The following is a 12,556-nucleotide window of genomic DNA, read 5'->3' as shown; positions in this document are numbered from 1 at the left end:
ATGGACGTGATGCGCGCCCTCGCATCCCTGCCCCGCATGCAGCGCGCCGTGATGACGATGCGCTACGTCGAGGACCGTTCCGTCGCCGAGGTTGCCGAGGCGCTCGGCATCAGCGAGGGACCGTCAAGAAGTATGCATACCGAGGCTGCGCCGCCCTGCGGGAGTCGGCGCACCTACAGGAGGTCTGACCCATGTTCCACGACGATTCCGACGTCTCCTCCGCACTGAAGCGGGTCGCTCCCGATCCGGCGGTGCCGTCGGGTTTCCTGGACGGCGCCCGCAGGCGCCGGGCCAGATCCCGCGCGACGACCGGCGCGGTCGCGGGCATCGGGGCGCTCGCCGTGGCCGTGGGCATCGTGGGGCCCGGGCTGGGGCCGGGAGCCGCCCTGTCCACCTCAGATGTCGCCGCCCGGCACGCGGCCGGCTCGGAGGCGGGCTCCTCGCAGGCGTCGGCCGTGGGCAGCCTGCCCGACCAGACGAACCCGGCCGACCTCGTCACGGCGGCCCGGGCCGCCCAGAGGGTCGGCTGGGACGCCGTCCTCGGTGCCGGCCCAGGCAACCAGGTCGTCTCGCCCAGCTCGCTGTCCATCTCGCTCGCGATGGCCGCGGAGGGCGCCGAGGGGGCCTCGCTGACCAGCATCGATTCGGTCCTCGGGCTGAGCGGTGAGGCGCGGTCGGCCGCCTACTCCGGGCTCCGGGAGTCGCTCTCCGGCTACGAGACCGCGCCCGACCGGATCGACCTTGAGGACCCGCCCGCCACCCCAAAGCTCCATCTCGCCGCCAGGCTCGTCACCATCGACAAGGAGGCTGAGGCGCCGTTCGTCGAGCGCCTCGGGCGCTGGTTCGGTGCCCCGCTCGTGGAGACCACCCACGACCAGGCGAAGGGTGTGCTCGACGAGTGGGCGCGCAGCAACACCGGCGGCCTGATCAGGGAGTCCGCCATCGAGGTCGTCCCGGAGCTCCGGCTCGTGACGCAGGATGCGCTGCTGTTCTCCGCGGCCTGGGCCGTCCCGTTCACCGTCGGCGACCTGCAGCTCGAGTTCGACGGCGCCGGCACCGTGAAGGCGATGCAGGGCGTGGTTCCCGCCCGCTACGCGGAGGGGGAGCGCTGGACGGCGGTGCGGCTCGCCTACGACGACCGGCTCGCTGCCGACGTCATCCTGCCCAGCGAGGGCGTCTCCCCGGCCGACCTCACCGCGGCCGAGTTGGAGGAGGCCTCTGCGGGCTGGCGGCCGCGGGTGTGTCGCCGGTCGACGTCACGATGCCCCAACTGGACCTACGGACGAAGGCCGACCTGCTGGGGGCGATCCAGGGCGTCGACCTCAGCAACCTCGGCGGCATGTTCGACGGCGCATTCGCCGGTCAGTGGTGGCAGCAGGCCGTCCTGCAGGTCTCCCGGAGGGCACCGTCGGTGCGGCGCTCACCGAGATGGGGTCTACGAGAGCGCGGTCCAGTCCGACCACAGGCTCGTGGTCGACCGCGGTTACGCCTTCCGCGTCGTCGACACCGACACGGGGTGGCCCCTCTTCCTCGCCTCCGTCGTCGACCCGGGGAGTGACCGCCGTGCGCAGAACCATCCGTGCCGTTGCCGCGACGGTGACCCTCCTCCTCGTGGCGTGCGCCAGCCCCACCGGCGAGCAGGTGCGGAGCGACCTGCCCGTCCTCGCGCTCACCGTCGGGGACACCCGCGCGCCCGACGCGGCCGCGGCGAGCGAGGCCCTCGCCTGGCAGGTGATCCGGAACTCGGAAGGGGCGAACCGGTTGACGTCGCCCAGTTCGCTGGCGATGAGCCTCGCCATGGTGGCCGAGGGTGCCCGCGGCGCGTCGCTGGCCAGCATCGACGCGGCGCTCGGCGTGGCAGGGGAGGAACGGGCCGCGCGTTCGGGGCACTGCGCCAGTCGCTGCTCGGCTACGAGGACCTGCCCGGCTCGGTGAGCGTCGACGAGCCGCCCTCGACGCCGGTGGTGCACCTCGCCGGTCAGGTGGTCGCCATCGACCGGCCCGTGAACGGCGACTTCCTCGACCGCCTCGCCACCTACTACGACACCGGCGCGACCCAGGTGGCCCGGGCCGACGCCAAGGCCGTGCTCGACGCCTGGGTAGAGCGCAACACCGCCGGACTCATCGAGAGGTCGGCCGTCGAGGTCAGGCCGGACACCCTGGCCGTGCTGCAGGACGCCCTCCTGTTCGCGGCCGCCTGGCGCGATGCCTTCGAGGAGGCGAGCGTGGAGTTCGCCGCGTCGTCGGGTGCGGAGCGGGTGGATGCGGTGGCGGACACCGTCACGGCCAGGTACGCAGAGGGGGACGGCTGGGTCGCGGTCCGGCTCGCCTACGACGATGCACTGGCGGCGGACGTGATCCTGCCTGCCGCGGACCCGGAGAGCCTCTCCTCCGGCGACCTCGCGGCCGTCCGCCTGGCCCTCGACGCGGCCGCAGAGGAGCGGGTCGCCGTCACGATGCCCGCCTTCGACCTCAAGGGGAAGACAGACCTGATCGCCGCCCTGCCGGAGATCGACCTGAGCGACCTGGGTGGCATCGCGGACGGGGCCACCGGCGATCAGTGGGTGCAGCAGGTCCGGCTTCAGGTGGGCGCACGGGGCACGGTCGGGGCGGCGGTGACGGAGGTCGCCGTCGGAGCCGGCGCCCCGGCGCCCGAGGAGGCGCGCGAGTTCATCGTCGACCGGCCCTATGTGTTGCGCGTGCTCGACACCCGCACCGGGTGGCCGCTGTTCCTGACGCTGATCGGTGACCCTGCCGCCTGAGTGGGTGACCCCGCCCAGGCGGCTGCCGGTCAGTCCTCCGGGAGGGTCTTGGTGCCGTAGACGGAGTGCCAGTCGTCGATGAAGTCGTCGACCGCGTGCGTGATGTCCGGCGCGGAGAGGGCCTGGCGCAGCAGCTTCGGCGAGAGCGTGACCGCGTCGGCGCCGGCCTCCAGGGCGTGCGACACCTGCACGATGTTCTTGAAGCTGGCCGCCATGATCTTGCTCGGCGCGTCGAACCTCCGGATGAAGGTCGCCAGCGCCTGCAGCGTTCCCCGCGTGTCGATGTCCAGGGCCTGCATCCGGTTGTAGTAGGGGCGAGGTAGTCGACGCCGGTGGCGATGGCGAGGAAACCCTGCGTCTTGGAGTAGATGGCGGTCGCGGTGACGTTGACCCCTCCTCCTTGAGGTGGCGCATGGCCCCGATCCCGTTCTCCGTGGTGGGGATCTTGGCGTAGATCCTGTCGTCGATCTTGTCGAGAAGGCGGTGCGCATCGTCGATCATGCCCTGGGTGTCCTTCGCGAGCACCTGGACGTGCAGCGTCCGGTCGGGGCCGATGATCTCGCGGATCCGGCGGAAGTGGGCGTAGAAGTCGACCTTTCCCTCCCGCTTGAGGATGCTCGGGTTCGTCGTCACACCGGTGACCGGGTAGATCGGCGTCAACCGCTCGATGTCCTCGAGGTTGGCAGTGTCGAACAGGATGTCCATCGCGCACCTTTCCGCGTCGTGCCCACCCGTCGCGGGCAGGACCATTCCACCACGCCGGCCGGCCCGGCGTCGCGCCGATGGCACATGTCGGGCGCATGCCCACGGGGACGCGACGCCCGGGTGGGGTCGGCAGGGACGCAGGTCGGGCTGGGCGTGAGAGACTCTTCGGGTGCCTACGGCCCGCTATGCAGCCCTCCAGTCGTCCTACTGGAGCGGGTTCTGCCTCATCGTGAGCTTCGCGAGCGTCTATCTGCTCGGCGAGGGGATGAGCAACGCCCAGATCGGCCTTGTCATCGCGGTGGCGAGCGCGTTCGCGACGGTGCTGCAACCGTTGGTGGCAGGGGTGGCGGAGCGCTCGAAGTGGCCTCTGCGGTTGTGGATCGTGGCGGGCGGCGTCCTCACCGCGGCGCTGGGGGCGACTCTGCTGCTCCCGTCCGGGCGCGGCCTGCTGCTCGCCATCAACTACGGGCTGCTCATCGGGGCCATCCAGATCGTGCAGCCGCTCGTGAACTCGATCGGGATGGAACTGCTCAACCGCGGGTTCCGGTTGAACTTCGGCCTGGCGAGGGCCTTCGCCTCGTTCACTTTCGCCCTGCTGTCGCTTGCCGTCGGGCGTGTGGTCGAGGCGACCTCCCACCGGGCTCTGCCCGTGCTGTTGATCGGGGTGCAACTGGTCTTCGTGGTGGTGGCGGCGACCTTCCTGTTCCGCAGGACGCCCGCGAGTGGTGATCGTGGGGCAGCCGTCGTCGCGGCTCCCGAACCGCGGCCCCTCGACCGCGCAGCGTGGACCAGGTTCTCCCTTCTGCTCGTCGGCTTCACGCTCGCGATGACCAGCCACAACCTGATCAGCGGGTTCATGTATCAGATCGCCACCTCCCACGGCGGGGGAGCGGGCGACATGGGCATCGCCGTCATGATCGGGGCGCTGGCCGAGTTGCCGACGATGATCGGCTTCAACCTCCTCGCGCGCCGCTGGACGCCCGGGGTGCTGATGACGGTGGCGGGCGCCGCCTTCGCGCTGAAGAGCCTCGCCACCCTCCTCGCCCCAACCTGGCCGGCCTGTACGGCGCCCAGATGCTGCAGGTCCTCGCGTTCGGGCTCGTCACGCCGGCATCGGTGTACTACATCAACCGGCACTTCCCACCCCATCAGCGGGTGACCGGCCAGGCCTTCATGACCATGACCGCCACCGGCGGCAGCGTCGTCGGCTCCGTCGCAGGCGGCATCGTTCTCGACGTCTCGGGGGTTCCACTCATGCTGCTCGTCGGCCTCGTGGCCGCCACGCTGGGAGCCGTGTTCATGGCCATCGGTGCCGACCGCTCATGACGGATCAGCGCGCGGTGCCCCGCCCCGGGTGCCTCCCTGCTCCGGTGTCGCCGACGACCGATCCGCGTTCCGAGTCCGAGTAGGCGGCGTCGGCCCGGGCGTCGGCGATGCTGCGCCCGGCCGCCCGGCTGGACCGCAGGCGCGCCACGCTGCGGGCGAAGGCGCCCATCGCCGTCGACGCGTGGTCTGCGTCGTAGGTGATCGAGCGGTCGGGGAGATCCCGATGGAGGCCCCGACCTCGATCGCGTCCTGGTTCGCGCCCAGGTAGGAGAACGTCCACGACCAGGAGCCCTCCTGCTGCTCGATGAGGGCCTTGACGGCCGGGTGGGTCCACTCCTTCGACGCGTTCTCGTGGCCGTCGGTCATGATGCCGACGATGACGGTTCCGGGCCGCTCGTGTTCCGGCAGCGCCGCGAGGCGCGCGCCCGTGTCGTTGACGAGGCGCGCGATCGAGTCGAGCAGCGCCGTCCTGCCGCGGGCTTGAGGTCCAGGGCGGCACCTGGTCGATGGGCAGGTCCAGGTAGGTCACCTCGTAGTCGGTGTCGAACTGGGCGAGCGTGACGGTGCAGCGCCCCGGCGTGGTGCGCTGGTCGGCGATGAAGGCGTCGAAGCCGCCCTCGATGTCGGTCCTGATGGACTGCATCGAGCCCGAGCGGTCGAGCAGGAACGCAAGGTGGGTGTACGTGGGGTCGGTCATGTGGGGTCTCCTCCGGTGGTCTTCGTGCGTGGGGTGAAGCGCATCGGCGGGACGGCGGCGGCGCCGGACCCCGCAGGTCGTGCTGGGCGATTGTGACGTCGTCGGCCGCGACCCGGCCGGGTTGCGATGCGTAGGCGGACAACAGTGAGGTGCGCGCGAGGCGGGGGCTGACGCTGTTGGGTGCCACCCCGGCTGCCTGGGCGACCTCGCGGAACGAGCGACCGGAGACGACCGCCTCGGCCAATGCCTCGTTGTAGGCGGCGTCGAGTCGGTCGCGGGCCTCGGCCAGCGCGGCCACCCGTTCCATGGGATCGTCGCGGGCCTCAGCGGCCTGGAGGGCCTCGAGCGCCTGTCGTGCCAGTTCGGTGGACTTGGACATGAACCCAGTATGCGCAGAATATGCGCATACGCAAGAGTTGCGCGAGAGGGGTTGGGTGGGGTGAGGTCAGCCGACTACTGGGGGTCGGGCTTCCCGCTGCGGTCGGGAATCCTGCTGTTGTCCGGTTCCTGCGCCTGGGTGTCCTGCTGTCGTCGGGGACGGCCAGTAGCAGTCGGTTGAGCCGGGCCGGTGGCGAGGTACGAGGCGCCGCCCGTGTCGAAGCCACTCCAGTCGATGCGCAGATACTCAAACACAGGTGGGCTCTGCTCGGGATACCGCACCGAGTCGGGAGTGGTTTCGACTCGGCCCGGCGCTCCGCGCGGGGCCGGCTCAACCGACTGCTGGGGTCGGGTTCCTTGCGGCGCCCGTGCCGACTTGGGTTGAGCCGGGCCGGTGGCGAGGTACGTGTCGAAGCCACCCCTGTCGTTGCGCTGGTGCTTGGCCGCAGGGAGGCTCTGCTCGGGATCCTGCACCGAGCCGGGAGTGGTTTCGGCTCGGCCCGGCGCTCCGCGCGGGGCCGGCTCAACCGACTCCTGTGGTCGGGTGAGGGTGGTGGAGATGTAATGGCGCACCGGCTCCCGGCCGGAACGTGAGCATATGCTCAGGCTTCCCCAGGGGCTGACGCGGGGCACGGGGACACCTATTGTTGGTGGAACGAAAGCAATTCGTAACGTCAACGAAAGCCGACAATGACCGTCGAACGTGAACAGCGGGAGCTCCAGATCATGGACCGCCTCAACGTCGACGGCGCCCTCACGGTCTCCGGTCTGGCGGCCGAGCTCGGAGTCTCCGAGGTCACCATCCGTGGCGATCTGCGCGCGCTCGAGGAACAGGGCATGCTCCTACGCACCCGCGCGGGGCCCGCCCGACCACCTGGAAGTCCGTCGTCGCGCGCGAGCAGATCAACGTCGACGCCAAGCAGCGCATCGCCCAGATGGCCGCCTCGATGATCGGAGACGAGGACACCGTGATGCTGGAGGCGGGGACCACCGCGGCCACCATCGTGCGTTACCTGGGCGGTCGCAGGGGTGTCCAGATCGTCACCAACTCCGCGCTGGTGTTCAACTCCGCGCGCGCCAACCCTGCGCTCAATGTCATCCTCACCGGTGGAGTGTTCCGCCGCGAGTCGGAGTCGTTCGTCGGCCCGACCGCGGAGCGGGCCATCGCCGACTTCAACACCCGCATCGCATTCGTCGGCACCGACGGCTTCTCCTCCGACCGCGGCCTCACCGCCCGGTTCGTCGAGGGCGCCCAGATCGCGTCGCTGATGTGTCAACGCGCCGAGGAGACCTGGCTGGTGGCCGACTCCACCAAGTACGGCCAGGCCGGTTTCGTCAGTTTTCTGTCTCTCGGGCAGCTCACCGGAATCATCACCGATTCCGGGCTGCCCGCCGAGGCGGTCAAGGCACTGCAAGAGCACACACGCGTGTGTGTCGTCTAACCAAGGAAGAAAGGTCCAGCTACATGGCAACCGTTGTTGTGATGCCGCAGCTCGGCAACTCCGTCGAGTCCTGCCTGATCGTGTCATGGCAGGTCAAGGTCGGCGACGAGATCGCCGAGAACGCGATCGTCTGCGAGGTCGAGACCGACAAGGCCTCCATGGAGGTCCCCTCCAGCGCATCGGGAACGGTCCTCGCTGTGCTGTGGGATGAGGGCGACGACGTCCCCGTCAAGCAGCCGCTTCTCGTGGTGGGCGCCCAGGGCGAGGACCCGGCGCCTGCGCTGGAGGCCGCCGGTTGGCAGGGCAGGGACGGCGAGGGCGACGCCCCACCGTCGAGGCCCCCGCCGTCGAGGCCCCCGCGGCCGCGGCCGCCGCCGTCGAACCCACCCGCACCGAGGCCACCGGCGCCTCCAGCCCCGCGCCCGTAGCCTCGCCGCTGCCAACTCGCTGGATCTGGCAGCCGTCACCGAGGGCTCCGGGCCAAAGGGGCGCGTCATCGAGCGTGACGTGCAGGCCGCGCTGGCCGACGCCACCCGCGGCGCCGCCCGGGCAGGCGCCCACGGCGCGACGGCCCAGGGCACCGGCCTCGGGGACGGGTCACCACCGGCGACCTCACGGCCCCCGCCGCGCAGGCTCCCGCCGCGCAGGCCCGGCCTTCGTCACCTCCGGTGCCCGCGAGTACCCCGGCGCCAGCACCTCCGCCCCCTCAAGGGCATCCGCAAGACCATCGCCGATCGGATGATGGTGTCGCTGGCCACCTCGGCCCAGCTCACCTACACCTCGACCGCCAACGCGGCAGGCCTGCTCGCCCTCCGCAGGAAGCTCAAGGGCTCACCCGAGGAGCTCGGCCTGAACGCCGTCACCATCGGAGACCTGGTCGGCTTCGCCGCCATCAAGACCGCCGCCAAGCACACCAGCCACAACGCTCACCTGAGCGACGGGGTGCTCACCACCTTCGAGCAGGTCCACCTCGGCTTCGCCTGTGACACCCCCGCGGGCTCCTGGTCCCGACGGTGCGCAACGCGTCGCAGATGAGCCTGCGCGAGTTCTCCGTGACGAGCAAGCAGCTGGCGGGCGACGCGATCGCCGGCAACATCAACCCCGACCTGCTGGGCGGCGCCACCTTCACGGTGTCCAACCTCGGCGGCTTCGGCATCGAGTCGTTCACCCCGCTGCTGAACGTGCCGCAGGTTGCGATCCTGGGCGTCGACGCCATCTTCCCGCGGGCCACGGTCAACGCCGACGGCTCGTTCGGCGTCGAGCAGCGCATCGGCTTCTCGCTCACCGCGGACCACCGGGTGATCGACGGCGCCGACGCCGCCCGCTTCCTGCAGGACCTCGTCACCTACGTCGAGAACATCGACGTCACGGTGCTGGGCTGAGAGGCAACTGTCATGACCCACTACGACGTCATCGTGCTCGGCGGCGGCCCCGGCGGCTACATCGCCGCCGAGCGCCTCGGACACGCGAAGAAAAACGTGCTGCTGATCGAGGCCGACTCGCTCGGCGGCACCTGCCTCAACGTCGGATGCATCCCGACGAAGGCCCTGCTCAACGCGGCAAAGACCTATGAGCACGCCGTCCACGGCGCTCAGCTGGGGTCAACGTCGACGGCGCGACCGTCGACTGGACCCGGCTGCAGAAGTGGAAGGCCCAGACCGTCGCCACCCTCGTGGGCGGCGTCGGCGCGGCCGAGAAGAAGGCAGGTGTCACGGTCGTCAAGGGCTACGGCACCTTCGAGGGCCCGGGCAGGGTGAGCGTCGACGGCACTACGCACACGGCCGACCACGTGATCCTTGCCACGGGCTCCGTCCCGTGATGCCCCGATCCCGGGCGCCAAGGACAACCCGCACGTCATCGACTCGACCGGCATGCTCGCCATCGAGGAGATCCCGGCCCGCCTCGCCGTCATCGGCGGCGGCGTGATCGGGCTCGAGTTCGCCAGCCTCTTCGCGATGCTCGGCTCCGAGGTCACCGTCATCGAGATGCTGCCCGAGATCGCGCCGTTCATGGACGCCGACGTCGCGGCCCAGCTACGCAAGGGCCTCGAAGGGTCACCTTCAACCTCGGCTGCCAGGTCACCGCCATCGACGGCGGGATCGTCCGGTTCACCACCGCGGACGGCAGGGAACTCTCCGTCGAGGCCGACTCCGTGCTGATGGCCGTCGGCCGCCGCCCGCCGTCCAGGGCTGGGGGCCGAGAACACCGGCCTCGAGTTCTCCGGCAAGGGCGTCGTCATCGACGACCGGATGCGCACCAACCTGCCGGGCGTCTGGGCCGTCGGCGACGTGACGGGTCGCTCCCTGCTCGCGCACGCCGCATACCGGATGGGGAGATCGCCGTCGCGAACATCCTCGATCAGGACGCCCACCGCAAGGGTGAGGTGATGCGTTGGAACGCGATCCCGTGGGCCGTCTACACCAACCCCGAGGCCGCGGGCATCGGGCTCACCGAGGCCAGCGCGAAGGCGGCCGGCATCAACGCCGCCTCCGTCACCGTCCCCGGCTACATGTCGGGCCGCTTCGTCGCGGAGAACGGCCTCAAGGCCCCGGCGCCGCCAAGCTCGTCTACGACGCCGACACCCTGCAGGTGCTCGGCCTCACCGTGCTCGGCAGCTACGCCTCGGAGATGATCTGGGGCGCCTCGGTTGTGCTCGAGACCGAACTCAACGTCACCGACCTGCGCCAGGTCGTCTTCCCCCACCCACCGTCAGTGAACTCATCCGAGAGGCAGCTTGGGCCGTCAACGCCTGAGCACAGAAATAGGAGTAACCAGCCCATGCCACGCAATCTCATCGTCGATCCGAGCAACGTCCGCGCCCGCTCGGTGATCACCGCGCCGGAGATCCCGGTCAACGCCTACGTGCCGAACTTCGAGAAGGAACTCGAAACCTACGGCAAGCAGGGCCTCGTGGACATCCTGCACGACATGATCGCCGTGCGTCAGTTCGAGACCATGCTGAACTCGATCAAGACCACCGGCGCCTGGAACGGCGTCGAGTACAACCACCGCGGCCCGCGCACCTGTCCATCGGGCAGGAGTCGGCCGTCGTCGGGCAGGCCTCGCAGCTCGATCCGAACGACTTCCTGTTCGGCTCGCACCGGAGCCACGGCGAGATCCTCGCCAAGTGCTACTCGGCTTCGCGCAAGCTGGAGGGCGCCGAGCTCGAGAACATCATGAAGACCTTCCTCGACGGCGAGACCCTCGCCTTCGCCGAGGAGGTCGGCTACGACAACCTCACCGAGCTCGCCGAGAACTTCATCCTCTACGGCACCGTCGCCGAGACCTTCGCCCGCAAGGCAGGCTTCAACCGCGGCCTCGGCGGCTCGATGCACGCCTTCTTCGCCCCGTTCGGCTCCATGCCCAACAACGCCATCGTCGGCGGCTCGGCAGACATCGCGCTCGGCTCGGCCCTCTTCAAGCGGATCAACCGCCAGGACGGCATCGTCATCGCCAACATCGGCGACGCCTCCATGGGCTGCGGCCCCGTGTGGGAGGCCATGGGCTTCGCGGCCATGGACCAGTTCCGCACGCTGTGGAAGGACGGCGTCGAGGGCAACCCGCCGATCTGGTTCAACTTCTTCAACAACTTCTACGGCATGGGCGGTCAGACCGCAGGCGAGACCATGGGCTACGACATCCTCGCCCGCGTCGGCCTCGGCGTGAACCCTGAGGGCATGCACTCCGAGCGCGTCGACGGCCTCAACCCGCTCGCCGTCGCCGACGCCGTCAACCGGAAGCGCGAGCTGCTCGCCGCCGGCCGCGGCCCCGTCCTCACCGACACCATCACCTACCGCTTCTCCGGCCACTCGCCCTCCGACGCGTCCAGCTACCGCACCCGCGACGAGGTCGAGCTGTGGGAGCAGCACGACGGCCTCAAGAACTACGCCGCCTACCTCGTCACCAACGGCGTCCTCTCGCAGGGCGAGGTCGACGACATCCAGGCGAAGTTCGACGAGCGACTCACCAAGGTGATCGCGCTCGCCACCCGCGACGAGGACGTCAGCCCCCGCGTCGGTGTCGAGTTCATCGAGTCGGTCATCTACTCCAACGGCAACGAGGAGAAGCTCTCCGACGCCGAGGTGGAGCTGCTGCAGCCGCTCGAGGAGAACGCCCGGGTCAAGTCGCTCAAGGCCAAGGTCCGCAAGGCCACCGATGAGTTCGGCAAGCCCGTCTCCAAGGCCAAGGCCTACTCCTACCGCGACGCCCTCTTCGAGGCCATCGCGCACCGCTTCGCCACCGACCCGACCATGGCCGCGTGGGGCGAGGAGAACCGTGACTGGGCGGCGCGTTCGCCGTCTACCGCGGCCTGACCGAGCTGCTGCCGTACCACCGCCTGTTCAACTCGCCCATCTCCGAGGCAGCCATCATCGGCGCCGGCGTCGGCTACGCCCTCTCGGGTGGCCGCGCGCTGGTCGAGCTGATGTACTGCGACTTCCTCGGCCGCGCCGGCGACGAGATCTTCAACCAGGCCGCGAAGTGGCAGGCGATGTCCGCCGGCCTGCTGAAGATGCCGCTCGTGATGCGCGTCTCCGTGGGCTCCAAGTACGGCGCCCAGCACTCGCAGGACTGGGCCGCGCTCGTGGCCCACATGCCCGGGCTCAAGGTCTACTACCCGGCCACCCCGTACGACGCCAAGGGCATGATGAACCTCGCCCTGCGCGGCACCGACCCGGTGGTCTTCTTCGAGTCGCAGCTCCTCTACGACGTGGCCGAGCAGTTCGAGGAGGGGGCGTCCCGGAGGGCTACTACGAGGTGCCCGAGGGTGAGCCCGTCGTCCGCCGTGAGGGCACCGACCTGACGATCGCGGTCGTCGGCCCGACGCTCTACCGCGTCATCGAGGCCGCCGACATCCTGCAGGAGAAGTACGGCATCTCGACCGAGGTCATCGACCTGCGCTTCGTCGCGCCGCTGAACCTCGACCCGATCGTCGCCTCGGTGAAGAAGACCGGCCGCCTGGTGCTCACCTCCGACGCCGTCGACCGCGGGTCGTTCCTGCACACGGTCGCCTCCCAGATCCAGACGCTGGCGTTCGACCACCTCGACGCCCCGTCACCGTGGTCGGCTCCCGCAACATCATCACGCCGGCCGCGGAGCTGGAGAAGATCTTCTTCCCGCAGGCCGACTGGCTGATCGACGCGATCAACGAGCGGGTCCTCCCGCTCAAGGGTCACGTCGCCACCTCGAACCAGACCGATGCCGAGCTGGCGCGCCGCTCGCGCGAAGGCCTCTGAGGAGACAACTGA

At 70.0% G+C, this 12,556-nt stretch carries 18 protein-coding genes and 3 pseudogenes; 16 read left to right on the top strand and 5 right to left on the bottom strand.

Annotated features, from left to right (window positions below; genetic code table 11):
• Positions 1-9 precede the first annotated feature (9 nt).
• On the top strand, positions 10-228 hold the full coding sequence (locus G7085_RS08595) for an RNA polymerase sigma factor (RefSeq protein WP_231980092.1): 219 nt from the start codon (positions 10-12) through the stop codon (positions 226-228).
• The gene (locus G7085_RS08590) at positions 192-2,762 is read left to right on the top strand and encodes a serpin family protein (RefSeq protein WP_197510646.1); all 2,571 of its coding nucleotides are present in this window, start codon (positions 192-194) and stop codon (positions 2,760-2,762) included. Before G7085_RS08595 ends, G7085_RS08590 begins: the two co-directional genes overlap by 37 nt.
• Before the next feature lie 29 nt (positions 2,763-2,791).
• Here the strand turns inward: G7085_RS08590 and G7085_RS08585 are convergent, their stop codons facing one another.
• Positions 2,792-3,253 carry a beta/alpha barrel domain-containing protein gene (locus G7085_RS08585; protein ID WP_197510645.1) on the bottom strand — a complete coding sequence of 154 codons (462 nt, stop codon included), beginning with the start codon at positions 3,251-3,253 and terminating at the stop codon, positions 2,792-2,794.
• Positions 3,213-3,467, bottom strand: a pseudogene (locus G7085_RS34560) (transaldolase family protein); the annotation flags it as partial. The pseudogene G7085_RS34560 and the gene G7085_RS08585, both read right to left, overlap by 41 nt.
• Positions 3,468-3,636: 169 nt before the next feature.
• Here G7085_RS34560 and G7085_RS08575 point away from each other — a divergent pair.
• Together G7085_RS08575 and G7085_RS08570 are read left to right on the top strand one after the other, a co-directional pair.
• The gene (locus G7085_RS08575) at positions 3,637-4,626 is read left to right on the top strand and encodes an MFS transporter (protein WP_197510644.1); all 990 of its coding nucleotides are present in this window, start codon (positions 3,637-3,639) and stop codon (positions 4,624-4,626) included.
• Entirely contained in the window at positions 4,542-4,793 is a 252-nt protein-coding gene (locus tag G7085_RS08570) for an MFS transporter (RefSeq protein WP_197510643.1), read from the top strand. The genes G7085_RS08575 and G7085_RS08570 overlap by 85 nt, the downstream gene beginning before the upstream one ends.
• Here the strand turns inward: G7085_RS08570 and G7085_RS08565 are convergent.
• The 3 genes from G7085_RS08565 to G7085_RS08555 form a co-directional block, all read right to left on the bottom strand.
• The gene (locus G7085_RS08565) at positions 4,788-5,159 is read right to left on the bottom strand and encodes a hypothetical protein (RefSeq protein WP_197510642.1); all 372 of its coding nucleotides are present in this window, start codon (positions 5,157-5,159) and stop codon (positions 4,788-4,790) included. The two genes, G7085_RS08570 and G7085_RS08565, sit on opposite strands and share 6 nt — an antisense overlap.
• Positions 5,156-5,869, bottom strand: coding sequence for a sigma-70 family RNA polymerase sigma factor (locus G7085_RS08560; protein ID WP_197510641.1), 714 nt, complete (start codon positions 5,867-5,869; stop codon positions 5,156-5,158). The genes G7085_RS08565 and G7085_RS08560 overlap by 4 nt, the downstream gene beginning before the upstream one ends.
• Positions 5,870-5,943: 74 nt before the next feature.
• Complete coding sequence (locus G7085_RS08555; RefSeq protein ID WP_197510640.1) at positions 5,944-6,441, bottom strand: hypothetical protein; 498 nt, start codon at positions 6,439-6,441, stop codon at positions 5,944-5,946.
• A gap of 117 nt (positions 6,442-6,558) precedes the next feature.
• Between G7085_RS08555 and G7085_RS25070 the strand changes: the two genes are divergently transcribed.
• The 12 genes and pseudogenes from G7085_RS25070 (at position 6,559) to G7085_RS08505 (ending at position 12,544) form a co-directional block, all read left to right on the top strand.
• On the top strand, positions 6,559-6,819 hold the full coding sequence (locus G7085_RS25070; RefSeq protein WP_231979343.1) for a DeoR family transcriptional regulator: 261 nt from the start codon (positions 6,559-6,561) through the stop codon (positions 6,817-6,819).
• Positions 6,804-7,310, top strand: a complete 507-nt coding sequence (locus G7085_RS08550; protein ID WP_231979342.1) for a DeoR/GlpR family DNA-binding transcription regulator — start codon at positions 6,804-6,806, stop codon at positions 7,308-7,310. Before G7085_RS25070 ends, G7085_RS08550 begins: the two co-directional genes overlap by 16 nt.
• A gap of 23 nt (positions 7,311-7,333) precedes the next feature.
• Positions 7,334-7,738, top strand: a complete 405-nt coding sequence (locus tag G7085_RS08545; protein ID WP_197510639.1) for a biotin/lipoyl-containing protein — start codon at positions 7,334-7,336, stop codon at positions 7,736-7,738.
• Between the two features lie 19 nt (positions 7,739-7,757).
• Positions 7,758-8,692 (top strand): annotated as a pseudogene (locus G7085_RS34555) (2-oxo acid dehydrogenase subunit E2).
• 12 nt (positions 8,693-8,704) lie between these two features.
• Complete coding sequence (locus G7085_RS25060) at positions 8,705-9,067, top strand: FAD-dependent oxidoreductase (RefSeq protein WP_231979341.1); 363 nt, start codon at positions 8,705-8,707, stop codon at positions 9,065-9,067.
• A 39-nt stretch (positions 9,068-9,106) separates the two neighbouring features.
• Positions 9,107-9,697 (top strand): annotated as a pseudogene (locus G7085_RS25055) (FAD-dependent oxidoreductase).
• Positions 9,697-9,942 (top strand): hypothetical protein, encoded by a 246-nt coding sequence (locus tag G7085_RS29960; RefSeq protein ID WP_269451815.1) that lies wholly within the window; start codon positions 9,697-9,699, stop codon positions 9,940-9,942. Before G7085_RS25055 ends, G7085_RS29960 begins: the two are co-directional and overlap by 1 nt.
• Positions 9,900-10,490, top strand: a complete 591-nt coding sequence (locus G7085_RS25050; protein WP_331715557.1) for a hypothetical protein — start codon at positions 9,900-9,902, stop codon at positions 10,488-10,490. The genes G7085_RS29960 and G7085_RS25050 overlap by 43 nt, the downstream gene beginning before the upstream one ends.
• On the top strand, positions 10,487-11,623 hold the full coding sequence (locus G7085_RS08520) for a thiamine pyrophosphate-dependent dehydrogenase E1 component subunit alpha (protein ID WP_197510635.1): 1,137 nt from the start codon (positions 10,487-10,489) through the stop codon (positions 11,621-11,623). The genes G7085_RS25050 and G7085_RS08520 overlap by 4 nt, the downstream gene beginning before the upstream one ends.
• Positions 11,590-12,111: a hypothetical protein gene (locus G7085_RS08515; protein WP_331715957.1), complete on the top strand. Its 522-nt coding sequence runs from the start codon at positions 11,590-11,592 to the stop codon at positions 12,109-12,111. The genes G7085_RS08520 and G7085_RS08515 overlap by 34 nt, the downstream gene beginning before the upstream one ends.
• Complete coding sequence (locus G7085_RS08510; protein WP_197510633.1) at positions 12,066-12,443, top strand: transketolase C-terminal domain-containing protein; 378 nt, start codon at positions 12,066-12,068, stop codon at positions 12,441-12,443. Before G7085_RS08515 ends, G7085_RS08510 begins: the two co-directional genes overlap by 46 nt.
• Positions 12,368-12,544 carry a hypothetical protein gene (locus G7085_RS08505; protein ID WP_197510632.1) on the top strand — a complete coding sequence of 59 codons (177 nt, stop codon included), beginning with the start codon at positions 12,368-12,370 and terminating at the stop codon, positions 12,542-12,544. Before G7085_RS08510 ends, G7085_RS08505 begins: the two co-directional genes overlap by 76 nt.
• Positions 12,545-12,556 lie beyond the last annotated feature (12 nt).

Source organism: Tessaracoccus coleopterorum (genome assembly GCF_011174705.1).
In the GTDB taxonomy this organism is placed as follows: domain Bacteria; phylum Actinomycetota; class Actinomycetes; order Propionibacteriales; family Propionibacteriaceae; genus Arachnia; species Arachnia coleopterorum.
The sequence above is the reverse complement of the archived record's forward strand: the minus strand, read 5'-3'. Positions and strand labels throughout refer to the sequence as shown.